23 protein-coding genes are annotated in these 23,748 nt (G+C 55.8%); 1 reads left to right on the top strand and 22 read right to left on the bottom strand.

Annotation, left to right across the window (positions count from 1 at the left end; translation table 11 throughout):
* Positions 1 to 9: 9 nt before the first annotated feature.
* The 18 genes from pal to sdhC form a co-directional block, all read right to left on the bottom strand.
* On the bottom strand, positions 10 to 531 hold the full coding sequence (pal, locus tag L6R44_RS16220; RefSeq protein WP_003858578.1) for a peptidoglycan-associated lipoprotein Pal: 522 nt from the start codon (positions 529 to 531) through the stop codon (positions 10 to 12).
* Positions 532 to 566: 35 nt separating this feature from the next.
* On the bottom strand, positions 567 to 1,859 hold the full coding sequence (tolB, locus tag L6R44_RS16215; RefSeq protein WP_032638931.1) for a Tol-Pal system beta propeller repeat protein TolB: 1,293 nt from the start codon (positions 1,857 to 1,859) through the stop codon (positions 567 to 569).
* Positions 1,860 to 1,992: 133 nt separating this feature from the next.
* Positions 1,993 to 3,261: a cell envelope integrity protein TolA gene (gene tolA, locus L6R44_RS16210; RefSeq protein WP_237424771.1), complete on the bottom strand. Its 1,269-nt coding sequence runs from the start codon at positions 3,259 to 3,261 to the stop codon at positions 1,993 to 1,995.
* A 28-nt stretch (positions 3,262 to 3,289) separates the two neighbouring features.
* Positions 3,290 to 3,718: a colicin uptake protein TolR gene (gene tolR, locus L6R44_RS16205; RefSeq protein ID WP_032638928.1), complete on the bottom strand. Its 429-nt coding sequence runs from the start codon at positions 3,716 to 3,718 to the stop codon at positions 3,290 to 3,292.
* 3 nt (positions 3,719 to 3,721) lie between these two features.
* Entirely contained in the window at positions 3,722 to 4,414 is a 693-nt protein-coding gene (gene tolQ / locus L6R44_RS16200) for a Tol-Pal system protein TolQ (RefSeq protein WP_008501101.1), read from the bottom strand.
* Positions 4,411 to 4,815 carry a tol-pal system-associated acyl-CoA thioesterase gene (gene ybgC / locus L6R44_RS16195; RefSeq protein WP_003858593.1) on the bottom strand — a complete coding sequence of 135 codons (405 nt, stop codon included), beginning with the start codon at positions 4,813 to 4,815 and terminating at the stop codon, positions 4,411 to 4,413. The genes tolQ and ybgC overlap by 4 nt, the downstream gene beginning before the upstream one ends.
* 148 nt (positions 4,816 to 4,963) lie before the next feature.
* Positions 4,964 to 5,254 (bottom strand): cyd operon protein YbgE, encoded by a 291-nt coding sequence (gene ybgE, locus L6R44_RS16190; RefSeq protein WP_010428735.1) that lies wholly within the window; start codon positions 5,252 to 5,254, stop codon positions 4,964 to 4,966.
* Positions 5,254 to 5,367 (bottom strand): cytochrome bd-I oxidase subunit CydX, encoded by a 114-nt coding sequence (cydX, locus tag L6R44_RS16185; protein WP_003858598.1) that lies wholly within the window; start codon positions 5,365 to 5,367, stop codon positions 5,254 to 5,256. The genes ybgE and cydX overlap by 1 nt, the downstream gene beginning before the upstream one ends.
* Before the next feature lie 14 nt (positions 5,368 to 5,381).
* Entirely contained in the window at positions 5,382 to 6,521 is a 1,140-nt protein-coding gene (gene cydB / locus L6R44_RS16180) for a cytochrome d ubiquinol oxidase subunit II (protein WP_032638926.1), read from the bottom strand.
* Positions 6,522 to 6,536: 15 nt separating this feature from the next.
* Positions 6,537 to 8,105: a cytochrome ubiquinol oxidase subunit I gene (cydA, locus tag L6R44_RS16175; protein WP_213330573.1), complete on the bottom strand. Its 1,569-nt coding sequence runs from the start codon at positions 8,103 to 8,105 to the stop codon at positions 6,537 to 6,539.
* A gap of 732 nt (positions 8,106 to 8,837) precedes the next feature.
* On the bottom strand, positions 8,838 to 9,707 hold the full coding sequence (gene sucD / locus L6R44_RS16170; protein ID WP_014169173.1) for a succinate--CoA ligase subunit alpha: 870 nt from the start codon (positions 9,705 to 9,707) through the stop codon (positions 8,838 to 8,840).
* Positions 9,707 to 10,873, bottom strand: a complete 1,167-nt coding sequence (gene sucC / locus L6R44_RS16165) for an ADP-forming succinate--CoA ligase subunit beta (RefSeq protein ID WP_006809579.1) — start codon at positions 10,871 to 10,873, stop codon at positions 9,707 to 9,709. The genes sucD and sucC overlap by 1 nt, the downstream gene beginning before the upstream one ends.
* 94 nt (positions 10,874 to 10,967) lie before the next feature.
* Complete coding sequence (gene odhB, locus L6R44_RS16160) at positions 10,968 to 12,191, bottom strand: 2-oxoglutarate dehydrogenase complex dihydrolipoyllysine-residue succinyltransferase (RefSeq protein WP_237424770.1); 1,224 nt, start codon at positions 12,189 to 12,191, stop codon at positions 10,968 to 10,970.
* A gap of 14 nt (positions 12,192 to 12,205) precedes the next feature.
* Positions 12,206 to 15,013, bottom strand: coding sequence for a 2-oxoglutarate dehydrogenase E1 component (gene sucA / locus L6R44_RS16155; RefSeq protein ID WP_237424769.1), 2,808 nt, complete (start codon positions 15,011 to 15,013; stop codon positions 12,206 to 12,208).
* Positions 15,014 to 15,357: 344 nt separating this feature from the next.
* Positions 15,358 to 16,074, bottom strand: coding sequence for a succinate dehydrogenase iron-sulfur subunit SdhB (gene sdhB / locus L6R44_RS16150; RefSeq protein ID WP_008501090.1), 717 nt, complete (start codon positions 16,072 to 16,074; stop codon positions 15,358 to 15,360).
* 15 nt (positions 16,075 to 16,089) lie between these two features.
* A complete protein-coding gene (sdhA, locus tag L6R44_RS16145; protein ID WP_032638917.1) occupies positions 16,090 to 17,856 on the bottom strand; it encodes a succinate dehydrogenase flavoprotein subunit in 1,767 nt (588 codons plus the stop codon).
* Positions 17,856 to 18,203, bottom strand: coding sequence for a succinate dehydrogenase membrane anchor subunit (gene sdhD / locus L6R44_RS16140; RefSeq protein ID WP_008501088.1), 348 nt, complete (start codon positions 18,201 to 18,203; stop codon positions 17,856 to 17,858). The genes sdhA and sdhD overlap by 1 nt, the downstream gene beginning before the upstream one ends.
* Positions 18,197 to 18,601: a succinate dehydrogenase cytochrome b556 subunit gene (gene sdhC / locus L6R44_RS16135; protein WP_020684965.1), complete on the bottom strand. Its 405-nt coding sequence runs from the start codon at positions 18,599 to 18,601 to the stop codon at positions 18,197 to 18,199. Before sdhC ends, sdhD begins: the two co-directional genes overlap by 7 nt.
* A gap of 639 nt (positions 18,602 to 19,240) precedes the next feature.
* Here sdhC and L6R44_RS16130 point away from each other — a divergent pair.
* A complete protein-coding gene (locus L6R44_RS16130) occupies positions 19,241 to 20,524 on the top strand; it encodes a citrate synthase (protein WP_020684964.1) in 1,284 nt (427 codons plus the stop codon).
* 99 nt (positions 20,525 to 20,623) lie between these two features.
* On the opposite strand, the gene nei is transcribed toward L6R44_RS16130, so the two are convergent.
* Genes nei through pxpB form a run of 4 tightly spaced genes read right to left on the bottom strand, consistent with a single transcriptional unit; the run spans position 20,624 to position 23,743 of the window.
* The gene (gene nei / locus L6R44_RS16125; protein WP_237424768.1) at positions 20,624 to 21,415 is read right to left on the bottom strand and encodes an endonuclease VIII; all 792 of its coding nucleotides are present in this window, start codon (positions 21,413 to 21,415) and stop codon (positions 20,624 to 20,626) included.
* Between the two features lie 18 nt (positions 21,416 to 21,433).
* Positions 21,434 to 22,174: a 5-oxoprolinase subunit PxpA gene (gene pxpA, locus L6R44_RS16120; protein ID WP_237424767.1), complete on the bottom strand. Its 741-nt coding sequence runs from the start codon at positions 22,172 to 22,174 to the stop codon at positions 21,434 to 21,436.
* Positions 22,161 to 23,093 carry a 5-oxoprolinase subunit PxpC gene (pxpC, locus tag L6R44_RS16115; protein WP_237424766.1) on the bottom strand — a complete coding sequence of 311 codons (933 nt, stop codon included), beginning with the start codon at positions 23,091 to 23,093 and terminating at the stop codon, positions 22,161 to 22,163. The genes pxpA and pxpC overlap by 14 nt, the downstream gene beginning before the upstream one ends.
* On the bottom strand, positions 23,087 to 23,743 hold the full coding sequence (gene pxpB / locus L6R44_RS16110; RefSeq protein ID WP_032638908.1) for a 5-oxoprolinase subunit PxpB: 657 nt from the start codon (positions 23,741 to 23,743) through the stop codon (positions 23,087 to 23,089). Before pxpB ends, pxpC begins: the two co-directional genes overlap by 7 nt.
* Between the last annotated feature and the right edge of the window lie 5 nt (positions 23,744 to 23,748).

Here is a 23,748-nt window from a genome sequence, read left to right as displayed (position 1 = left end):
GCCATTCTCTTAGTAAACCAGTACGGCACGACGGTTTTTGGAGTAAGCCGCTTCGTCGTGACCCAGTACTGCAGGTTTTTCTTTACCGTAAGAAACGATGGAGATCTGGTCAGCAGAAACGCCTTTACCCTGCAGGTACATTTTAACAGCGTTAGCACGACGTTCACCCAGGGAGATGTTGTACTCTGGGGTACCACGTTCGTCCGCGTGACCTTCTACGGTGACTTTGTAAGATGGGTTGCTACGCAGGAAGTTAGCGTGAGCATCCAGCATCGCAGCGAAGTCAGAACGGATGTCGTATTTATCCAGATCGAAGTAAACGATGTTGTTCTGCTGCAGTTGCTGCATCTGAAGACGCGCCTGCTCTTCAGAAGACATGTTGCCATTGCCGTTCGCGTCCATACCGGTGCCGGCACCCATCATGCCTTCGCCGCTCTGGTCATTGCTGGCGTTCTTGTTAGAAGAACACGCTGCGATTGCCATTACAGGCAGAGCGATCATCAGCCCCTTCAGCACTTTGTTCAGTTGCATTTCTATGATTCCTTTAGTAATCAATTAATTATTATTTACAGATACGGCGACCAGGCAGGTGATTTTACCTGTCCATCAGTGGCCGGAATACGCGCTTTGAAACGCCCATCTGTAGAAACCAGATTCAGCACAGATCCCATCCCCTGAGAAGAGCTGTAGATTACCATCGTGCCGTTAGGTGCCAGACTTGGCGTTTCATCCAGGAACGTTGACGACAGAACTTGAACGCCACCCGCTACCAGATCTTGTTTGGCAATGTGCTGCTGCCCACCGTTGGAGCTGACCATTACCATAAATTTACCGTCGGTGCTCACGTCTGCGTTCTGGTTCTGTGAACCTTCCCAGGTAATACGCTGCGGAGCACCGCCGTTGATGTTGACTTTATAGATTTGTGGACGGCCAGCCTGGTCAGAGGTAAACGCCAGGTTTTGACTGTCCGGGAACCATGATGGTTCGGTGTTGTTGCTGCGACCATCCGTCACCTGACGGATCTGGCCAGAGCCAATGTCCATCACGTACAGGTTCAGGCTACCGGTTTTTGACAGCGCAAACGCCAGTTTAGACCCGTCCGGAGAGAACGAAGGCGCGCCGTTGTGACGTGGGAAGGACGCTACCTGACGAACGGCACCGTTTGCCAGCGTCTGAATAACCAGCGCTGAACGGCCGCTTTCGAAGGTCACATAGGCGAGCTTAGAACCGTCCGGAGACCAGGCTGGAGACATCAGCGGCTGTGAGGAACGCTTCACCAGGAACTGGTTGTAGCCGTCGTAGTCAGAGACGCGCAGCTCATACGGGAACTGACCACCGTTGGTCTGCACTACATAAGCAATACGGGTACGGAACGCACCTTTAATGCCGGTCAGTTTTTCAAATACCGCATCGCTGGCAGCGTGAGCCGCGTAGCGCAGGTACTGTTTAGTGACCTTGTAAGAGTTCTGAGCCAGAACGGTACCCGGTGCACCACCGGTATCCACCAGCTGCCAGGCCACGTTGTAAGAGCCGTCCGGGTTAGGGGTAACCTGACCCACAACGACCGCATCAATACCCAGCGCAGACCATGCAGCAGGCTGTACTTCCTGCGCGCTGCCCGGCTGCTGAGGCAGACGAGAACGATCTAACGGGTTGAATTTACCGCTGTTACGCAGGTCAGCCGCCACGATGCCACCGGCATCTTCAGGTGCAGCGCCAGGACCGGCCCACTGGAACGGAACAACGCCGATTGGGCGTGCCGAGTCCACCCCCTGGGTGATCTCGATACGTACTTCTGCGTGCAGGACTGCTGCCCACAGCATTAAAAAACCAAACGCTACACGTAATGCCTGCTTCATCATATCTCCCTTATCCGGGTAACCTTACCCACGATAATTTAGCAGAATGTTAACAAACTCAAATAGACAAAACTACCGAACCCTGTGACTAAACCTGGTCTATTTTTCCCCGTTTGCACGGGGAAAATGTAACTTAAGGTTTGAAGTCCAGCGGCGCATTTTTGAAGACTTCGTAGACTGCCTGCGAAGGCGGTTTAGGCATCTTCGCCTGACGCGCTGCAGCCAGGGCCGCAGTGCATAAAGCCGGGTCGCCACCTTCAGACTTAATATCCAGCAGCATGCCGTCCGGAGCCAGTTTTATACGCAACGTACACGTTTTACCGGCATAGGAAGACGCATCATAGAATCGGCTTTCAATAGCGGATTTAATCTGCGCGGCATAACCGTTGATTTCAGCCCCTGTCGCACCGTTACTCTTAGTGTTACCGCTTCCCGTCGGCGCTGCGTTGTTTCCTTTCGCACCACCGCCCGTTTTCGGCGCATTCTTACCGGAGCTCAAATCGCCCAGCAGATCGTCAACCCCTGCGGCGGCAGCAGCTTTCTCAGCGGCGGCGGCCTTCTTCGCAGCGGCTTTTTCAGCTGCCGCTTTCTTATCGGCAGCGGCCTTCTCAGCTGCAGCTTTTTTATCAGCAGCGGCTTTTTCGGCGGCTGCCGCTTTTTCTGCTGCGGCTTTTTCTGCTGCTGCTTTTTCAGCAGCAGCCGCTTTCTTCGCGGCCTCGGCAGCAGCTTTCTTCTCTGCTTCCTGAGCGGCTTTTTTCGCGGCTTCCGCTTCGGCTTTCTTCTGAGCATCGGCAGCGGCTTTCTTCGCGGCTTCCGCTTCAGCTTTCTTCTGAGCATCAGCAGCGGCTTTCTTCGCGGCTTCCGCTTCGGCTTTCTTCTGGGCATCAGCAGCGGCTTTCTTCGCCGCTTCTGCCGCTAATTTTGCCTGGGCATCAGCCTGCGCTTTCGCGTCCGCTGCGGCTTTTGCTGCCGCCTCTTCCGCCTGCTTTTGCTGCTCCTGGGCTTTCTTCGCGGCCTCTTCGGCTTGTTTCTGCTGTTCCGCCTGCGCTTTCGCGGCTTCCTGCGCCTGCAAACGTTCTTTCTCAAGCTGCTTCAAACGCTCCTGCTCTGCGGCCTGCTTTTCACGCAGCTCTTCCGCCTGCTGTTGCGCCTGTTTTTCACGCTGCTCTTCAGCCCGTTTGGCACTCGCCTTCTGCTGTTGTTCGCGATTATAGTTCTGTACTACCGCACCGGGATCCACCATCACGGCGTCAATGGAAGACCCTCCACCGCCGCCGGCTGATGCATCAATATGCTCGTCGAACGAACTCCAGATCAGCGCTGCAAAAAGAATAACGTGCAGCACTGCGGAGACGATTATCGCTCGCTTAAGCTTGTCGTTCTGTTCGGTTGCCTTTGACACTATCGGTTCCCAAAAACTACGCGGATGATCAAATAGGTTGGGTCATTAAGCCAACTGACTTAACACCCGCACTATGTAGCAAGTTCAGCGCTTTAATAATTTCATCGTAGGGTACGTCCTTCGCGCCACCGATTAAGAAGACCGTTTTCGGATTTGACGCCAGGCGACGCTGCGCTTCAGCAATAACCTGCTCAGGCGGCAGCTGATCCATACGATCTTTCTCGACAACCACGCTGTATTGCCCTACGCCGGAAACCTCAATAATAACAGGAGGATCGTCATTGGTGCTCACCGCCTGTGATTCTGTCGCATCCGGCAGATCCACTTCCACGCTCTGGGTAATGATGGGCGCTGTTGCCATGAAGATCAGCAGCAGTACCAGCAGGACGTCCAGCAGTGGAACGATATTGATTTCGGACTTGAGCTCGCGACGACCTCGTCCACGCGATCTGGCCATGGTTTACCCCTTGTTGCTCTCGGTGCTGGTAAACGCCTGACGGTGCAGAATCGCAGTGAACTCTTCCATAAAGTTGTCGTAGTTCAGTTCCAGTTTGTTCACGCGCTGGTTCAGACGGTTATACGCCATAACCGCCGGAATGGCCGCAAACAGACCGATAGCGGTCGCAATCAGTGCTTCAGCGATACCCGGTGCAACCATCTGCAACGTCGCCTGCTTCACCGCGCCCAGCGCGATAAAGGCGTGCATGATCCCCCACACGGTACCAAACAGGCCGATATACGGGCTGATGGAACCGACAGTGCCGAGGAAAGGAATGTGCGTTTCGAGATTTTCCAGCTCACGGTTCATCGAGATACGCATCGCACGCGAGGCACCTTCCACCACCGCTTCCGGCGCATGATTGTTTGCACGATGCAGACGAGCAAACTCTTTGAAACCGCTATAAAAAATTTGCTCGGAGCCTGTAAGGTTTTCACGGCGTCCCTGGCTTTCCTGATACAGACGAGAAAGCTCAATACCCGACCAGAACTTATCTTCAAACGCTTCAGCTTCACGGCCAGCGGCATTGAGGATACGCGTTCTCTGGATAATGATGGCCCAGGATGCGATTGAAAAACCAATCAAAATCAACATGATAAGTTTAACCAGAAGGCTTGCCTTCAGGAACAAATCAAGGATATTCATGTCAGTCACTGCTTAAACTCCGCGACAATAGACTTAGGAAGCGCACGAGGCTTCATTATGGTTGGATCAACACAAACAATCAGCACTTCAGCTGAGTTCAGTACGGTATTCTCTGCGTTGACTATCCGCTGCGTGAAGACCAGTGAGGTCCCGCGCATTGATGTAATTTCAGTTTGGACTTCGAGCATATCGTCGAGTCTGGCAGGCGCAAAGTACTCAAGCGTCATCTTGCGTACCACGAAGGCAACTCGCTCAGCCAACAGCACCTGTTGACTAAAGTGATGATGGCGCAGCATCTCTGTGCGTGCCCGTTCATAAAAAGCAACGTAGCTGGCGTGGTAAACCACACCACCGGCATCGGTGTCTTCGTAATAGACGCGAACCGGCCATCGAAACAGCGTTGTATTCACTTTACATCCCAGTAATGCAACAAAAGTTAATGCTTTTAAACTTCGCTACTATACGCGCGGGAATGAGGGTTGGGAATGGGAGAAAGTAAACGGAGAGTAAATTTTTATGGGCTTGGGTAAGCCCATAACGTTAACGGACATTTCTTATTCAGAAGAAGAAGAAAATCAAACCGGCGAGAAGCACCAGGTCGGCAATCAGCGGGCAAAAAATTCCCTGCCAGTGAACGGCTTTCGGACGAAAGCCCACGCCGTGGATCACGCCTGCGCAGACCGCCCACATAATGAGGAAGCCGTGCCAGATTTCAAGCTCGCTGGTTTTCGCTGCAAAGCGCGACGGGTCCCAGAAGATACAACCTGCCAGCAGTAATGCCATCACTAAAGAAAGCGCCCGTAACGGGCGCTTATCCATTACCGCATATAACGTTGCGATAATATTCATCAGTGTTTTTCTTCACCCGCTTTGGTCGCTTCGACGTGCTCAAGCGCCAGAGCAGTGATGACACCAAATGCACAGGCAAGAAGCGTCCCTAAAATCCATGCGAAATACCACATATTCAGCTCCTTACTTAGTACATAGAGTGGGTGTTGCTTTCGATATGTTCTTTGGTGATGCGGCCGAACATTTTCCAGTAACACCAGATGGTGTAGGCCAGAACGATCGGAACAAACACGCAAGCAACGTAAGTCATCAGGTTCAGCGTCATGTGGCTGGACGTTGCATCCCACATGGTCAGGCTAGCATTCAGCATGGTGCTGGATGGCATGACGAATGGGAACATGGCAATACCCGCCGTCAGGATGATGCATGCCAGAGTCAGTGAAGAGAACACGAACGCCAGCGCGCCTTTCTCCAGACGAGACGTCAGCACGGTCAGCAGCGGCAGCAGCACGCCCAGCGCCGGAATCGCCCACAGCGCAGGGGTGTTGTTGAAGTTCACCAGCCATGCCCCTGCCTGACGCGCCACTTCTTTGGTCAGCGGATTAGACGGCGCGGTATGGTTGATCGCAGAGGTCACCACGTAGCCATCAATACCGTACACCACCCACACACCGGCCAGCGCGAAGCAGACCAGCGTGACCAGCGCAGCAACCTGAGCCGTCGCGCGGGAACGCAGGTGCAGCTCACCCACCGTACGCATCTGCAGGTAGGTAGCGCCCTGGGTGATGATCATCGCCACGCTCACCACACCCGCCAGCAGACCAAACGGGTTCAGCAGCTGGAAGAAGTTACCGGTGTAGTAGAGACGCATGTATTCGTCCAGATGGAACGGTACGCCCTGCAGCAGGTTACCGAACGCCACGCCGATCACCAGCGGTGGAACGAAGCTACCGATGAAGATGCCCCAGTCCCACATGTTGCGCCAGCGGGTGTCTTCAATCTTGGAACGGTAGTCGAAACCGACCGGACGGAAGAACAAAGAGGCCAGCACCAGAATCATCGCCACATAGAAGCCGGAGAACGCAGCCGCGTAGACCATCGGCCAGGCAGCAAACAGCGCGCCGCCTGCGGTGATCAGCCACACCTGGTTACCGTCCCAGTGCGGGGCGATGGAGTTGATCATGATTCGACGCTCGGTGTCATTACGACCGAGGAAACGGGTGAGCATCCCCACCCCCATGTCGAAACCATCGGTGACGGCGAAACCGATCAGCAGAACGCCAATCAACAGCCACCAGATAAAACGCAATACTTCATAATCGATCATTTGATGACTCCTGTCTTAGCGTGCCGGCTGAGTAGTCGCAGTGGACTGCTCGTAGTGATAGCGACCGGTTTTCAGGCTGCTTGGGCCAAGGCGCGCGAACTTGAACATCAGGAACAGTTCAGCCACCAGGAACAGGGTGTACAGACCACAAATCAGCAGCATGGAGAAGATCAGATCGCCCGCTGTCAGGGACGAGTTCGCTACCGCGGTTGGCAGTACCTCACCAATCGCCCATGGCTGACGGCCATACTCGGCAACAAACCAGCCGGATTCAATCGCGATCCACGGCAGTGGAATACCGTACAGCGCGGTGCGCAGCAGCCATTTTTTCTCGCCGATACGGTTGCGAATCACGGACCAGAAGGAGGCCGCAATGATCAGCAGCATGATGATGCCGCAGCCCACCATGATACGGAATGCAAAGTACAGCGGCGCAACGCGCGGAATGGAGTCTTTGGTTGCCATCTGGATCTGCGCTTCCGTCGCATCAGAAACGTTCGGGGTATAGCGTTTCAGCAGCAGACCGTAACCCAGATCTTTCTTCACGTCGTTGAACTGGTCGCGCACCGTCTGATCGGTAGAACCGGCACGCAGCTGTTCCAGCAGCGAGTAGGCTTTCATACCGTTACGAATACGCTCTTCGTGCTGAACCATCAGCTCTTTCAGACCGGTTACCTGCTTATCAACAGAACGGGTGGCGATGATGCCCAGCGCGTAAGGGATCTGAATCGCGAAGCGGTTTTCCTGCGCGTCCTGATCGGGAATACCGAACAGCGTAAAGGCGGCAGGCGCCGGCTGGGTTTCCCATTCGGCTTCGATCGCAGCCAGTTTGGTTTTCTGCACGTCACCCATTTCGTAACCGGATTCATCACCCAGAACGATAACAGAGAGGATGGCAGCCATACCGAAGCTTGCAGCGATAGCAAAGGAGCGCTTGGCAAACGCGAAGTCGCGACCGCGCAGCATGTAGTAGGAGCTGATACCCAGGATAAACATCGCGCCGCACACGTAGCCAGAGGCAACGGTGTGAACGAATTTAACCTGCGCAACCGGGTTCAGGACCAGCTCGGCAAAGCTGACCATCTCCATGCGCATGGTTTCGAAGTTGAAATCAGACGCGATAGGGTTCTGCATCCAGCCGTTCGCCACCAGGATCCACAGCGCGGACAGGTTCGAACCTAATGCCACCAGCCAGGTCACCGCCATATGCTGGACTTTACCCAGACGGTCCCAGCCGAAGAAGAACAGACCTACAAAGGTGGATTCGAGGAAGAATGCCATCAGACCTTCAATGGCCAGCGGCGCACCGAAGATATCCCCTACATAGTGGGAATAGTAAGACCAGTTAGTCCCGAACTGGAACTCCATGGTCAAACCGGTTGCCACGCCCAGTGCGAAGTTGATACCAAACAACTTGCCCCAGAACTTGGTCATATCTTTATAAATCTGTTTGCCGGAGAGAACGTATACCGTTTCCATGATGGCCAGCAGGAACGCCATACCGAGCGTCAGCGGCACAAAAAGGAAGTGGTACATCGCGGTCAAGGCAAACTGTAAGCGCGACAGTTCGACTATATCTAACATCATGACTCCTTGCTCATCGCATGAAGACTCCGAGAGTGAACCCCGTCAGAGAGAGATCCACACGCATGCCCCAATACAAATTATTCGCATCCTTGTCGTCGTTATTACCCTAAAGGAAGATAAAAACGATGACGTGAGGTTACAAATACGTTAATAAAAAACTCAAATTGATCCCGCAAATATAATACGCTGCAAAACCCTTACAATAAACAGGTTTTTATTGAATCACATTTACGTTTTTCGACGGCGATCAATTTATAGCAAAATTACCACTTTTCGGCCATTTTGATCGGGGACAATTTAGCGCCTTTTGATGGGTTTTTCCAAGGATTAAACATTGATTTAAATCAAAAACAATCCGTTATGTTAATTGTGTTTTGATGTGGTGAACATGGTAAAAACCATGTTAAAGATATGTATATGAAATACAATTAAGGTTATCGAATCGACAGATAAATATAAACAGAAGTGATTTTTATTAACTCAGCAATCCTGAACGCCCGATTTATTCAGGACATAAATTTTAGTGTATTTTTCATTTTTTTCCATCTGCTCGCTGCAAGGTAAATGAATAACAATTATTTTACTTTCACACCCTCTCTAATTAACACCACTGTGTGACTATTACATGACGCCCGGCAGGCAATAAAAAAGGCCGCTTTACAGCGGCCAACCATGTCGAAACGGACATTTTTATACTGCAACGCCCCCCTTTCGGGGAGCAGAGAGGACTTACTTAATGATGGATTTCAGTGCTTCGCCGATATCCGCCAGGCTGCGAACGGTCTTCACGCCTGCGGCTTCCAGCGCTGCGAATTTCTCATCAGCCGTACCTTTACCCCCGGCGATGATCGCGCCTGCGTGACCCATGCGCTTGCCTTTCGGCGCGGTCACACCGGCGATGTAACCGACAACCGGCTTGGTCACGTGTTCTTTGATGTAAGCAGCCGCTTCTTCTTCCGCGCTACCACCGATCTCACCGATCATCACGATCGCTTCGGTCTGTGGATCTTCCTGGAACATCTTCAGGATGTCGATGAAGTTAGAGCCCGGGATCGGGTCACCGCCGATGCCCACGCAGGTGGACTGGCCGAAGCCGTAGTCGGTGGTCTGCTTAACCGCTTCATAAGTCAGGGTACCGGAACGGGAGACGATGCCCACTTTGCCCGGCTTGTGAATGTGGCCCGGCATGATGCCGATTTTGCATTCGCCCGGGGTGATAACGCCCGGGCAGTTCGGGCCGATCATGCGCACGCCGGCTTCATCCAGCTTCACCTTCACGGTCAGCATATCCAGCGTCGGGATGCCTTCGGTGATGGTGATGATCAGCTTGATGCCCGCGTCGATCGCTTCCAGAATGGAGTCTTTGCAGAACGGTGCCGGAACGTAGATCACGGTCGCGGTTGCGCCCGTCGCTTCTACGGCTTCACGCACGGTGTTGAACACCGGCAGGCCCAGGTGCGTGGTGCCGCCTTTACCTGGCGTTACGCCGCCAACCATCTGCGTGCCGTAGGCAATCGCCTGTTCGGAGTGGAAAGTCCCCTGGCTACCGGTGAAGCCCTGGCAGATAACCTTGGTATCTTTATTAATTAAAACTGACATTATTTCCCCTCCACTGCGGCAACAACCTGCTGAGCTGCATCCGTCAGACTTTTCGCTGCAATAATATTCAGGCCGCTGTCAGCCAGTTTTTTCGCGCCGAGTTCAGCGTTGTTACCTTCCAGACGCACAACTACCGGAACGTTAACGCCCACTTCTTCTACCGCACCGATGATACCGTCGGCAATCAGGTCGCAACGGACGATACCGCCGAAGATGTTCACCAGAACGGCCTTCACGTTGTCGTCAGAGAGAATGATTTTGAACGCTTCGGTTACGCGCTCTTTGGTTGCGCCACCGCCCACGTCGAGGAAGTTCGCTGGCTCACCGCCGTGCAGCTTAACGATGTCCATGGTGCCCATTGCCAGGCCCGCACCGTTAACCATGCAGCCAATGTTGCCGTCCAGCGCCACGTAGTTCAGCTCCCACTGTGCAGCCTGTGCTTCACGCGGGTCTTCCTGAGACTGGTCGCGCATTTCGCGCAGATCCGGCTGGCGGAACAGCGCGTTGCCGTCAGCGCCCAGCTTGCCGTCGAGGCAGATCAGGTCGCCCTGGGTGGTGATCACCAGCGGGTTGATCTCGATCAGCGCCAGATCGCGCTCCAGGAAGATGGTCGCCAGACCCATGAAGATCTTGGTGAACTGCTGAACCAGCTTGCCTTCCAGGCCCAGCTTGAACGCCAGCTCGCGACCCTGATAAGGCATTGGGCCCGCCAGCGGATCGATAGCCACTTTGTGGATCAGGTGCGGGGTCTCTTCCGCCACTTTTTCGATTTCCACGCCGCCTTCGGTAGACGCCATGAACACCACGCGACGAGAGCTACGGTCAACAACCGCGCCCAGGTACAGCTCTTTTGCGATGTCGGTCGCGGCTTCAACCAGGATCTGGTTAACCGGCTGGCCGTTCGCATCCGTCTGGTAGGTCACCAGACGCTTGCCGAGCCAATGTTCCGCAAACGCGCGAATCTCTTCTTTGCTCTTAACAACCTTCACACCGCCCGCTTTACCACGGCCACCAGCGTGAACCTGACATTTAACTACCCACGGGCCGGAACCGATTTTAGATGCGGCTTCTTCTGCTTCACGCGGGGTAGTACAGGCATAACCCACCGGAGCCGGTAAGCCATACCGGGCAAACAGCTGTTTGGCCTGATATTCATGTAAGTTCATGTGTTCTATCCATCCTTCAGGGTAATCGTTATCTTCAAACCTGTAGACCGGCGCAGCGTGTGCCGGCCTACGGGGCAGGTGATGCTATAAGTGACTAGACGTCCAGCAGCAGACGCGTTGGATCTTCCAGCAGCTCTTTAATGGCAACCAGGAAGCCCACGGACTCGCGGCCGTCGATCAGGCGGTGGTCGTAAGAGAGCGCCAGGTACATCATCGGCAGGATCTCAACTTTACCGTCGACCGCCATTGGACGATCTTTAATGGCATGCATACCCAGGATCGCGCTCTGCGGCGGGTTGATGATCGGGGTAGACATCAGCGAGCCGAATACGCCGCCGTTGGTAATGGTGAAGTTACCGCCGGTCAGGTCGTCTACGGTCAGCTTGCCGTCACGGCCTTTCACGGCCAGCTCTTTAATGTTTTTCTCGATGTCAGCCATACCCAGGGTATCCACGTCACGCAGAACCGGGGTGACCAGGCCGCGTGGAGTAGACACCGCCATGCTGACGTCGAAATAGTTGTGGTAAACCACGTCATCGCCATCGATGGACGCGTTCACTTCCGGGTAGCGTTTCAGCGCTTCAACCACCGCCTTCACGTAGAAGGACATAAAGCCAAGACGGATACCGTGACGTTTTTCAAACGCGTCGCCGTACTGCTTGCGCAGGTCCATAATCGGCTTCATGTTCACTTCGTTGAAGGTGGTCAGCATCGCGGTGGAGTTTTTCGCTTCCAGCAGACGCTCGGCCACGCGCTTGCGCAGGCGGGTCATCGGCACGCGTTTTTCGCTGCGGGCACCCAGAGCAGGCTGAGCTGCTGCTGGCGCTGCCGCAGGGGCTTTCGCTTCTGCCTGAGCAGGCGCTTTCGCCAGGTGCTTGTCGATGTCTTCGCGCGTCAGACGGCCGCCCACACCGGTGCCTTTGATAGCGGCCGGGTCGAGGCTGTGTTCAGCCAGCAGGCGACGGATCGCCGGGCTGAGCGCGTCGTTCGTCTGTTCTTCCAGGGAGGCCTGCTGGCGCTGCGCTGGCGTAGACGCTTTCTCTTCAGATTTCGCGCTGGACTCTTTGCCCGCGCTGTTGCCTTCACGCAGGCGACCCAGGATCTGGCGAGAGGTGACGGTGGTGCCTTCATCTTCCAGCACCGCGTCCAGTACGCCATCCGCCGAAGCCGGTACTTCCAGTACCACTTTGTCAGTTTCGATTTCTACCAGCACTTCATCGCGCTTAACGGCATCGCCTGGTTTTTTATGCCAGGTAGCGACGGTCGCATCTGCTACGGATTCAGGCAGGTCGGGAACAAGAATATCTACGCTACTCATTTTGTATCCTTTAATTAATCGACGTTCAGCGCGTCATTGACCAGATCTTGTTGCTGCTTCTGGTGAACGGACATATACCCTACCGCCGGAGAGGCGGAGGCCGGGCGACCTGCGTAACGCAGAGCGGACCCAAATGGAATCACTTCACGGAAATGATGCTGGCTGCAGTACCATGCGCCCTGGTTGAGCGGCTCTTCCTGGCACCAGACAAAATCATGTACGTGAGCATATTGTTTCAGCACTTCCTGCATCGCCTGATGCGGGAACGGATAAAGCTGTTCGATACGCACGATGGCGACATCTTTCTGATCGTTCTTGCGGCGCTGTTCAAGCAGGTCGTAATAAACCTTACCAGAACACATCACCACGCGCTTCACGCCCTGCGGATCCAGCTCGTCAATTTCACCGATGGCTGGCAGGAAGGTGCCGTTCGCCAGCTCGTCCAGGCTCGACACCGCCAGCGGGTGACGCAGCAGGGATTTCGGCGACATGACCACCAGCGGACGGCGCATACCGCGCAGCGCCTGACGACGCAGCATGTGGTACACCTGCGCCGGGGTAGACGGCACGCAGACCTGCATGTTCTGCTCGGCGCAAAGCTGCAGATAACGCTCCAGACGCGCGGAGGAGTGCTCCGGACCCTGGCCTTCATAGCCGTGCGGCAGCAGCATCACCAGACCACACATGCGGCCCCACTTCTGCTCGCCGGAGGAGATGAACTGGTCGATAACCACCTGCGCACCGTTGGCGAAGTCACCGAACTGCGCTTCCCAGATGGTCAGGGTGCGCGGTTCCGCCGTGGCGTAACCATATTCGAAGGCCAGTACCGCTTCTTCAGACAGCACGGAGTCCCAGACCTTGAACTGGCCCTGGCCGTTGTGCACGTGCTGCAGCGGAGTATAGGTTGAACCGTTGGACTGGTTGTGAACCACCGCGTGACGGTGGAAGAAGGTGCCGCGGCCCGCATCTTCACCGGACAGACGTACGGGAATGCCTTCGTCAACCAGCGTCGCGTAAGCCAGCGTTTCCGCGCCGCCCCAGTCGAACAGCTTCTCGCCTGCCGCCATGGACTGACGGTCAGCGTAGATTTTCTGCACGCGAGACTGCATCTCGATGGCGTCCGGCACGGTGCTGATGCGTTTAGCCAGCTCCTGCAGGCGCTTCATCTCAACCTTATTCGGGTAGCTCTCATCCCACTCGTGGTTGAGGTACGGCGACCAGGTAAAGGAGTGCATGTTCATCGGACGCAGCTCTTTCACCACGCATTCACCCGCATCCAGCGCGTCGCGGTAGAGGTTGACCATTTCGGTCGCATCTTCCAGCGTCGTCACTTTGTCGCTCTCCAGCTTGTCAGCATAGATTTTGCGCGGGGTCGGATGCTTTTTGATTTTCTGGTACATCAGCGGCTGGGTTGCACTTGGCTCATCCGCTTCGTTGTGGCCGTGACGGCGGTAGCAGAAGAGGTCAATGAACACATCGCGTTTGAAGGTATTACGGAAGTCCAGCGCCAGACGGGTAACAAAGGCAACAGCTTCCGGGTCATCCGCGTTAACGTGGAAGATTGGCGCCTGCACCATCTTACCGATGTCGGTGCAGTACGGGGTAGAACGCGCGTCCAGCGGGTTAGAGGTGGTGAAGCCCACCTGGTTGTTGATCACGATGCGAACGGTACCGCCCACTTCGTAACCACGCGCTTTCGACATGTTCAGGGTTTCCTGAACCACGCCCTGCCCTGTGACCGCCGCATCGCCGTGGATGGTAATTGGCAGAACTTTATTGCTGCTCGGCTCGTCCAGACGATCCAGGCGCGCGCGCACGGAACCGATAACCACCGGGCTAACGATCTCCAGGTGCGACGGGTTAAACGCCAGCGCCAGGTGAACCAGACCACCTTCGGTTTCGATATCAGACGAGAAGCCCATGTGGTACTTCACGTCGCCGGTGCCGAGGTGTTCTTTATGTTTGCCCGCGAACTCGTCGAACAGGTCCTGCGGTTTTTTACCCAGCACGTTGACCAACACGTTCAGACGACCGCGGTGCGCCATGCCCAGCACCACTTCACGGGTGCCGCTCTTGCCTGCGTGACGAATCAGCTCCTTCAGCATCGGCACCAGCGCGTCGCCGCCTTCCAGCGAGAAGCGTTTTGCGCCCGGGAATTTCGCGCCCAGGTAGCGCTCAAGCCCTTCCGCTGCGGTGAGTTCGTTCAGGAAGCGTTTTTTCTCGTCAGCCGAGAAGGTCGCGTGGCCCGCTACGGATTCGATGCGCTGCTGGATCCAGCGTTTCTCTTCGGTAGAGGTAATGTGCATGTATTCCGCGCCGATGGAGCCGCAGTAGGTTTGCTTGAGCGCGTCAATCAGATCGCCCAGCTTCATCGTGTCTTTGCCGATGGCAAAGGAACCTACGTTAAAGCTTTCCTGGAAATCGGCCTCGGTCAGATCGTGATACGCCGGATCGAGATCGGCCACACGGTCTTGTTTCCACAGTCCCAGCGGATCGAGATTCGCATGCTGGTGACCGCGGAAGCGATAAGCGTTGATAAGCTGCAGGACTTTAACCTGCTTCGCATTGGTGTCAGGGTCGGAAATCGCAGAAGAGTAACGTGAGGCATCCTTCGCCAGACGACGGAAATAATCACGTGTTTTGGAATGGAATTGATCCGGTTTGACCCCTGTGCCAGGCAACTGCTGGAACATGGAACGCCAGTTTGCGTCCACTGAGTCAGGATCGGTTAAGAAGTCTTCATAGAGCTGTTCAATCCAGCTCTGGTTTGCACCAGAAAGGAAAGAAGAGTCCAGCCAGGCTTTCATTGCGCCGTTCTGCATCGTGATCCCTTAAGCATTTTTATGCTTACTTTCGCCGTAGAAACTACCACGCACACCGCGTGTACGTGCCGGGGTTCACCTGCGAGCTCTATGTGGCCCGCGAAGGAACCTTTAGAAACTGTCTAAATAATCTTCGTCGTTCCGGCTGCGACTGCGTTGCGGCTTTCACTCACCCCAGTCACATAGTTCACTATGCTCCTGGGGATTCGTTCAACCGCGCCTTGTCTCGCGCTGAACGTCTCGATTATTTACTTATCTGGCAGTTTTTAAAGGTTTCTGCAATCTGTTCCCTCTCCCTTTGGGAGAGGGTTAGGGTGAGGGGAACAGCGCTCCCCTCTCACGACTTACGCACTGCGCTGCAGCAGCATCGACTTAATATGGCCGATGGCGCGCGTTGGGTTCAGCCCCTTCGGACACACACTGACGCAGTTCATGATGCTATGGCAGCGGAATACGCTGAAAGCGTCACTCAGTCCTTCCAGACGGCTATCGGTTTCGGTATCGCGGCTATCGATCAGGAAGCGATAGGCAGCCAGCAGGCCGGCCGGGCCGATAAACTTGTCCGGGTTCCACCAGAACGACGGGCAGGACGTAGAACAGCATGCGCAGAGAATACACTCGTATAACCCGTCGAGTTTTTCACGCTGCTCGGGAGACTGTAAGTGCTCGCGAGCGGGTGGATTTTGCCCATTATTCAATAAGTAAGGCTTAATCTTCTCATATTGTGCATAGAATTGCCCCATGTCTACCACCAAATCACGCACGACCGGCAGGCCTGGCAGAGGACGGATAACAATTTTCTGACCAGGACGCTGCAGCGCGGAAATTGGCGTGATGCAGGCCAGGCCATTTTTGCCGTTCATGTTCACCCCGTCAGAGCCACACACCCCTTCACGGCAGGAGCGGCGGAACGACAGCGTTGGATCTTTTTCTTTCAGCTGGATTAAGGCATCCAGCAGCATCATGTCGCGACCTTCTTCCGCTTCCAGGGTGTAGTCCTGCATGCGCGGAGCGTCATCAACATCCGGGTTATAACGATAAACTGAGAATTCGAGTTTCATTATCCTGTCTCCGCATTAGTAAGTACGAATCTTCGGCGGGAACGCCGGACGCAGTTTCGGTTCCATGTTGACGCTACGACGCGTCATGGTTTCCGACTCTGGCAGGTACAGGGAATGGCACAGCCAGTTTTCGTCATCACGATCCGGGAAGTCGAAGCGGCTATGCGCGCCACGGCTTTCGGTACGGAAGTTTGCCGACATCGCGGTCGCGAACGCGGTTTCCATCAGGTTATCCAGCTCCAGGCACTCAACGCGCTGGGTGTTGAACTCGCTGGAGGTATCGTCCAGACGGGCATTTTTGAGACGCTCGCGGATAGCTTTCAGCTGCTCAAGGCCTTTGGCCATCGCATCGCCTTCACGGAATACCGAGAAGTTGTGCTGCATGCATTCCTGCAACGCTTTACGGATCTCCACCGGATCTTCGCCGTTACGGTTACCGTTCCAGCGGTTGAGGCGCTCAAGAGAGGCATCAATTTCGTCGTCGGTTGCATCACGCAGCGCGCCCTGCTCGGCAATAGACTCCTGCAGATGCAGACCCACCGCGCGACCAAACACCACCAGGTCCAGCAGGGAGTTGCCGCCCAGACGGTTTGCGCCGTGTACGGATACGCAGGCAATTTCGCCTACCGCGAACAGACCAGGAATAACCACGTCTTCGCCCTGCTCGTTCACGGTCAACGCCTGACCGGTCACTTTGGTCGGAATACCGCCCATCATGTAGTGGCAGGTTGGGATAACCGGAATCGGCTCTTTCACCGGGTCGACGTGTGCGAAGGTGCGGGACAGCTCCAGAATGCCCGGCAGACGGGATTCCAGCACTTCTTTACCCAGATGGTCGAGCTTCAGCTTCGCGTGTGGACCCCACGGGCCGTCACAGCCGCGGCCTTCGCGGATTTCGATCATGATGGAACGCGCCACCACGTCACGACCCGCCAGGTCTTTCGCATTCGGGGCATAACGCTCCATGAAGCGTTCGCCGTGTTTGTTCAGCAGGTAACCGCCTTCACCGCGGCAGCCTTCCGTTACCAGAACGCCCGCTCCGGCGATACCGGTTGGGTGGAACTGCCACATTTCCATATCCTGCACCGGCACGCCCGCGCGGATAGCCATACCGACACCGTCACCGGTGTTGATGTGGGCGTTGGTGGTGGACTGGTAAATACGGCCTGCGCCGCCGGTCGCCAGCACGGTCGCGCGGGCTTTGAAGTAAACCACTTCACCGGTTTCGATGCACAGCGCGGTACAGCCAACAATTGCGCCGTCGGCGTTTTTCACCAGATCCAGCGCGTACCACTCGGAGAAGATGGTGGTGTGGTTTTTCAGGTTCTGCTGATACAGAGTGTGCAGCAGCGCGTGGCCGGTACGGTCAGCCGCCGCCGCGGTACGTGCCGCCTGCTCGCCGCCGAAGTTTTTCGACTGGCCGCCAAACGGACGCTGGTAGATGGTGCCGTTTTCCAGACGGGAGAACGGCAGGCCCATATGGTCCAGCTCCAGAATCGCTTCCGGGCCGGTCTTACACATATATTCGATGGCATCCTGGTCGCCGATGTAGTCGGAACCTTTCACCGTGTCGTACATGTGCCATTCCCAGTTATCTTCATGGGAGTTACCCAGCGCAACGGTGATACCGCCCTGCGCGGATACGGTGTGGGAACGGGTTGGGAACACTTTAGAGAGCAGCGCACAGGTCTGGCCGCTCTGGGAAATTTGCAGTGCGGCACGCATACCTGCGCCACCGGCACCGATTACAACAGCATCAAATTCTCTGACTGGCAGTTTCATTACACACCCCACACCACAACGAATCCATAAATAACGTAAACCACCAGTGCAACGACAATGGCCAGCTGCAGCGGGAGGCGAATCGCCAGCGGTTTAACGTAATCGGTCAACACCTGCCACATACCAATCCAGGCATGAATAAGGATGGAGAACAGCGCCAGCAGGGTGAACACTTTGGTGAAGGCGGATCCGAAGAACCCACTCCAGATTTCCCACGTCAGCGTGCCGCTGGTCGCGAAGAAACCGATCATATAGATGATGTAAAGGGTGAGAACGATAGCGGTAGCACGGACAAGAATGAAGTCATGTACGCCGTTGCGTCCTAATGCGGAGGCGTTGCTTACCATACGAGAACTCCTGCGAGAAGTGAAAGCACGACTGTAATCACAAAGGAAATGTTAGCGGAGCGTTTCCCGGCTTCGAAAGTCTCTTCCAGGTAGCCAAAGTCCATCAGCATATGGCGAACGCCGACAACGACGTGATACGCCAGCGCGGTCAGAATGCCCCACATGATGAATTTCACGAAGAAGCTGTTCATGATGGCGGAGGCCTGGAGGAATCCTTCAGGGGAAGAGAGGCTGGTACCCAGTAACCACAGCAAAATGCCGACCGCCACAAACGTAATCACACCAGAAACGCGGTGCAGAATGGACGCTATTGCTGTTACGGGGAACCGGATCGTTTTGAGATCCAGATTGACAGGTCTTTGTTTTTTCACATTTCTTATCATGAATAACGCCCACATGCTGTTCTTATTGTTTCCTTCCTCCGGACTGCGATGCGGGTCAAGCAGCGTTCCTTTTCTATAACTGCGCGTCATGCAAAACAGTGCTTCCAGATGCTAAAACGACACGTTACAACGCTGGGTGGCTCGGGATTGCAGGGTGTTCCGGAGACCTGGCGGCAGTATAGGCCGTTCACAAAATCATTACAATTAACCTACATACAGTTTGTCGGGTTTTCTCTGGAACAGTGATCGGGGTCACGATAACAACATCTTTTTAATTTTTAATCATCTGATTTGACAAATGTTAAACAATATTGTTACAAACGTCATCAGAAAAGGCATATAATGCGCAAAAGTTATGAGGTCTCTCTTTCACCTGACAAATAGTTATGTAACAGTGTGATGGTATTGACCGAAGTTATCAGGACAGTTATTAGTGATATACAGGTTTGAATAATTCGGACTGCAAAAACGCTGATTTGCTGTTGTTTCACTGATATTTCATTCGTTTACCTGCAAGGCGCCATAGCTCTGTACCCTGGTTTGTCCTCGTGAGCTGAGCGGTAAGCCAAATAACAATCTGGTAACGGTGATTAACAGCTGAAAGCAAATCCGGTAAAGCGCAGTCTTAAGCATAAGGCGCTAAGGAGACCGTAAATGGCTGATACAAAGGCAAAACTCACCCTCAACGGTGGTGATGCTATTGAACTGGATGTGCTAAAAGGCACGCTCGGTCAGGATGTTATTGATATCCGTACGCTGGGTTCTAAAGGTATGTTTACCTTTGACCCTGGATTCACCTCTACCGCATCTTGCGAATCCAAAATCACCTACATTGACGGTGACGAAGGTATCCTGCTCCATCGCGGCTTCCCCATCGATCAGTTAGCCACCGAATCCAACTATCTGGAAGTGTGCTACATCCTGCTGAACGGCGAAAAACCGACGCAGGCACAGTACGATGAATTCAAAACCACCGTGACCCGTCACACCATGATCCATGAGCAGATTACCCGTCTGTTCCATGCGTTCCGTCGTGACTCTCACCCAATGGCGGTGATGTGCGGGATTACCGGCGCGCTGGCGGCGTTCTACCACGACTCCCTTGACGTGAATAACCCGCGTCACCGTGACATCGCGGCGTTCCGCCTGCTGTCCAAAATGCCGACCATGGCGGCGATGTGCTACAAATACTCTATCGGCCAGCCGTTTGTGTATCCGCGCAACGACCTCTCCTACGCGGGTAACTTCCTGCGCATGATGTTCTCCACGCCGTGCGAAGAGTACGAAGTGAACCCGGTGCTGGAACGCGCGATGGACCGTATTCTGATCCTCCACGCTGACCACGAGCAGAACGCATCGACCTCCACCGTGCGCACCGCGGGCTCTTCAGGCGCGAACCCGTTCGCCTGTATCGCTGCGGGCATCGCCTCCCTGTGGGGACCGGCGCACGGCGGCGCGAACGAAGCGGCACTGAAGATGCTGGAAGAGATCAGCACCGTTGAGCACATTCCTGAGTTCGTGCGCCGCGCGAAAGACAAGAATGACTCCTTCCGCCTGATGGGCTTCGGTCACCGTGTTTATAAAAACTACGACCCGCGCGCCACCGTGATGCGTGAGACCTGCCACGAAGTGCTGAAAGAGCTGGGTACCAAAGATGACCTGCTGGAAGTGGCGATGGAGCTGGAACACATCGCGCTGAACGACCCGTACTTCATCGAGAAGAAGCTCTACCCGAACGTCGACTTCTACTCCGGTATCATCCTGAAAGCGATGGGTATTCCGTCCTCCATGTTCACCGTAATCTTCGCGATGGCCCGTACCGTAGGCTGGATTGCGCACTGGAACGAAATGCACAGCGAAGGCATGAAAATCGCCCGTCCTCGCCAGCTGTACACCGGCTACGAGCAGCGCGATTTTAAGTCTGACCTGAAGCGTTAAAAGAGGTTGGGCGCGGCCTGATGCCCTCACCCCGGCCCTCTCCCACAGGGAGAGGGTGAAAACCTTAAAAACGGTAACCCTTGGGTTACCGTTTTACTTTTATTTCTGGCAGTGCGGGCACCAGTAAAAAGGTCTCGAAGAGAGCATCATCCTGTCGATAATCCCGCCGCACCGCTCGCACTTTTTCCCCGCCCGATGAAACACCTTGAACCGGAACAGCGCCCCGTGATGCCTGTTCTCATCCACCACGCCGCGCGTCGTGTAGGATAAACGCGGAACGTCCAGCAGCGCATGGGACAGCGCTTCCAGCCGTTCATCGCTGAGCTGCGAGGCTTTATGCTGCGGCGCCAGCCCGACTTCCCAGAGGATTTCCACCCGCAGGTAGTTGCCGAGCCCGGCCAGAAAGGCCTGGTCAAGAAACAGGCCGGAAAACTGTCGGTTGCGGAATTTAGGCGATAATAAGCGTGCTTTAACATCGCCCGCCGTCAGGCGCATGTCCAGCACGTCCGGCCCGACCCGCTGTAAGAACGGGTGAGTGAGCAGCTGCTCAGGCGTTAACATTTCGATATCAGAGGCGCTATAGAGCAGGATGGCCTTATCCGCCGTTTGCAGCCTGACGCGCAGCACGCGGGTGGTTTGCGGCTGTTCATCCGCCTCCACCACGCGCCAGACGCCGTAAAGCTGGTTATGGCTATATAACGTGAGGTTATGGGAAAAGTGCGTGAGCAACGCCTTGCCGCGCGTTTCAATGTGGGTCACCGTCTGCCCCACCAGCTGTGATTCAAACGGTTTTAGCTGAGGAAAAGCAAACCAGACACGCGTCAACGGTTTGCCCTTTATCGCCGCCTCCAGGCTATCCGCCGCGCGGCGGATCTCCGGACCTTCTGGCATGTTATTGTCCTTTCATGATTATTCTGCGCTAACGAGGATACCCTCTTCAGAGAACGCGGCCCGCAAGCGGCGCGCGAACTGAAGCGCATGCTCGCCGTCGCCGTGTAAACACACCGTATCGGCCTGAACGTTCGCTGAGGTTCCGTCCACCGCGGTCACCCGCCCGGTGCGCACCATCTCCAGCGTTTGCACCAGCGCTTTATCTTCATCGGTAATCAGCGCCCCGGCCTGAGCGCGCGGCACCAGGCTGCCGTCCGGCCGGTATCCCCGGTCGGCAAACACTTCCTGACGCGTCGTCAGCCCCAGCCGCTGCCCGGCGCGAATCAGCTCGCTGCCCGCAAGGCCTACCAGAATCAGCTGCGGATTACAGTCCCTCACCGCGCGGGCAATCGCCTCCGCCAGCGCGGGATCTTTTGCCGCCTGGTTGTAAAGCATCCCGTGCGGCTTCACGTGGCGCAGCACACCGCTCTCAGCGCGCACCATCGCTTCCAGCGCGCCGATCTGGTAAAGCACCTGAGCGTAGACCGTCTCAGGCGGCAGGTCCATCGCCGTGCGGCCAAAGTTTTCCCGGTCGGGGAAGCTCGGATGCGCGCCTATCGCGACGCCATTTTTGATGGCATGACGCACGCTCTCCAGCATGGTTTGCGCATCGCCCGCGTGAAAGCCGCAGGCGATGTTGACCGAGGTGACCAGCGTCATCAGCTCTGCGTCGGCGCTGCCGCCCTCGCCCAGATCGGCGTTTAAATCAATCTTTACCATCAAGCCTCCACGCCAGCTGCTCCAGATAACGCTGCTGATCCTGCCGCGCCTTCAGCGCCTCCTCCAGCGAACACTGCACGAAGTGAATCGGCTGGCCGAGGGGAATTTGCGCCAGATGGTAACGATCGGCTTCAATAATGCAGGCAATTCGCGGATAACCACCGGTAGTTTGCGCATCGTTCATCAGCACGATGGGCTGCCCGTTGCCCGGCACCTGAATGACGCCCGGCAGCAGGCCGTGGGAGAGCAGCTCCCGGTCCGTCGTGCGGGTCAGCGGCTGCCCCTGCAGGCGGTAGCCCATGCGGTTACTCTGTGAGCTGAGCTTCCACGGCGAGCGCCAGAAGGACTCTTTCGAAGCCTCGTCGAACTCATGGTATTCCGGCCCCGGTAAGGCGCGGATCTGGTTTCCCCAGAGAAGCTGTTTCACCCCCTGAGCCGTCGAGAAGTGGCGCGATGAAGGCTTAATCGCCAGGCGATCGCCGTCGCGCAACAGGCGTCCTTCGTGACCGCCGATCCCGGCTTTCTGATCGGTACTGGATGAGCCCAGCACCTCCGGCACGTCAATGCCGCCCGCCACCGCGAGATAGCTACGCACGCCGTGCAAAGGGCGCTTTAAGGTCAGACGCTGTCCGGCTTTCGCCCGCAGCCGCCAGCCGGTCCAGACGGCTTTGCCATCCAGCGTGGCATCACAGCCTGCGCCGGTTAAGGCAAACCAGGTTTCCTGACCAAACTCAATGACGCACTGGCCGAGCGTAATTTCGAGCGCGGCCGTATTGCCGGGGTTACCCACCAGCACGTTAGCAATCTCCAGCGCGGGCCTGTCCAGCGCGCCGCAATAGCTCACGCCAGACTGGCGCATGCCAAAGCGCCCGGCATCCTGTACGGAGGTATAAAGCCCGGCGCGAATAAGCGTTAACATACCCCCTCCTTCTGCGGGATAAAGCGCAGGGTATCGCCCGGACGCAGGAGTATTGGCGACTCCAGCCCGGGTTCAAATAACGGCGTAGCGGTATGCCCAATCAGCTGCCAGCCGCCAGGCGACGTCAGCGGATAGACGCCGGTCTGCTCGCCGCCAATCGCCACCGTGCCCGCCGGTACGCTCAGCCGCGGTTCAGCGCGACGCGGCGTATGCAGCTGGGGTGATAATCCCCCCAGATACGGGAATCCGGGCTGGAAACCCAGGAACCAGACCACGTAATCAACCGAACTGTGCAATTCAACAACCTGCTTTTCCGTTAATCCGCAGTGGTCTGCCACCACGCCAAGATCCGGCCCCCCCGTCCCGCCGTAAACGACCGGGAGTTCGATGGTGCGCGATTCCGGCTCCAGCGCCTCGCTCTCTTCCCACCAGCGCTGCAAACGTTCGATAGCGTCCAGCGCCACGGTATGCGGGCTACGCAGCACCACCGTGATGTTATTCATCCCCGGAATGGCTTCAACCACCTCGGGCAGTTCGACCAGACGCTGGGTGAGCCGCCAGATACGCTTTTGCGTGGCAAGGGTTACCGGCGGTTCAAGCTCCAGAACCACTGCCGTTTCCCCCAGAAGATAACAACGCGCTCGCTGCACTCAGG

Origin of the sequence: Enterobacter cloacae complex sp. ECC445, assembly GCF_021892025.1 — a bacterium.
Classification (GTDB): Bacteria; Pseudomonadota; Gammaproteobacteria; order Enterobacterales; family Enterobacteriaceae; genus Enterobacter; species Enterobacter chengduensis.
The sequence above is the reverse complement of the archived record's forward strand: the minus strand, read 5'-3'. Positions and strand labels throughout refer to the sequence as shown.

What these genes read in the sequence shown, in the direction of transcription:
- pal (WP_003858578.1), bottom strand. Translation starts at nt 531, where the DNA reads ATGCAACTGAACAAAGTGCTGAAGGGGCTGATGATCGCTCTGCCTGTA.
- tolB (WP_032638931.1), bottom strand. Translation starts at nt 1,859, where the DNA reads ATGAAGCAGGCATTACGTGTAGCGTTTGGTTTTTTAATGCTGTGGGCA.
- tolR (WP_032638928.1), bottom strand. Translation starts at nt 3,718, where the DNA reads ATGGCCAGATCGCGTGGACGAGGTCGTCGCGAGCTCAAGTCCGAAATC.
- ybgE (WP_010428735.1), bottom strand. Translation starts at nt 5,254, where the DNA reads ATGAATATTATCGCAACGTTATATGCGGTAATGGATAAGCGCCCGTTA.
- cydX (WP_003858598.1), bottom strand. Translation starts at nt 5,367, where the DNA reads ATGTGGTATTTCGCATGGATTTTAGGGACGCTTCTTGCCTGTGCATTT.
- cydB (WP_032638926.1), bottom strand. Translation starts at nt 6,521, where the DNA reads ATGATCGATTATGAAGTATTGCGTTTTATCTGGTGGCTGTTGATTGGC.
- cydA (WP_213330573.1), bottom strand. Translation starts at nt 8,105, where the DNA reads ATGTTAGATATAGTCGAACTGTCGCGCTTACAGTTTGCCTTGACCGCG.
- sucD (WP_014169173.1), bottom strand. Translation starts at nt 9,707, where the DNA reads ATGTCAGTTTTAATTAATAAAGATACCAAGGTTATCTGCCAGGGCTTC.
- sucC (WP_006809579.1), bottom strand. Translation starts at nt 10,873, where the DNA reads ATGAACTTACATGAATATCAGGCCAAACAGCTGTTTGCCCGGTATGGC.
- odhB (WP_237424770.1), bottom strand. Translation starts at nt 12,191, where the DNA reads ATGAGTAGCGTAGATATTCTTGTTCCCGACCTGCCTGAATCCGTAGCA.
- sucA (WP_237424769.1), bottom strand. Translation starts at nt 15,013, where the DNA reads ATGCAGAACGGCGCAATGAAAGCCTGGCTGGACTCTTCTTTCCTTTCT.
- sdhB (WP_008501090.1), bottom strand. Translation starts at nt 16,074, where the DNA reads ATGAAACTCGAATTCTCAGTTTATCGTTATAACCCGGATGTTGATGAC.
- sdhA (WP_032638917.1), bottom strand. Translation starts at nt 17,856, where the DNA reads ATGAAACTGCCAGTCAGAGAATTTGATGCTGTTGTAATCGGTGCCGGT.
- sdhD (WP_008501088.1), bottom strand. Translation starts at nt 18,203, where the DNA reads ATGGTAAGCAACGCCTCCGCATTAGGACGCAACGGCGTACATGACTTC.
- sdhC (WP_020684965.1), bottom strand. Translation starts at nt 18,601, where the DNA reads ATGTGGGCGTTATTCATGATAAGAAATGTGAAAAAACAAAGACCTGTC.
- L6R44_RS16130 (WP_020684964.1), top strand. Translation starts at nt 19,241, where the DNA reads ATGGCTGATACAAAGGCAAAACTCACCCTCAACGGTGGTGATGCTATT.
- nei (WP_237424768.1), bottom strand. Translation starts at nt 21,415, where the DNA reads ATGCCAGAAGGTCCGGAGATCCGCCGCGCGGCGGATAGCCTGGAGGCG.
- pxpA (WP_237424767.1), bottom strand. Translation starts at nt 22,174, where the DNA reads ATGGTAAAGATTGATTTAAACGCCGATCTGGGCGAGGGCGGCAGCGCC.
- pxpC (WP_237424766.1), bottom strand. Translation starts at nt 23,093, where the DNA reads ATGTTAACGCTTATTCGCGCCGGGCTTTATACCTCCGTACAGGATGCC.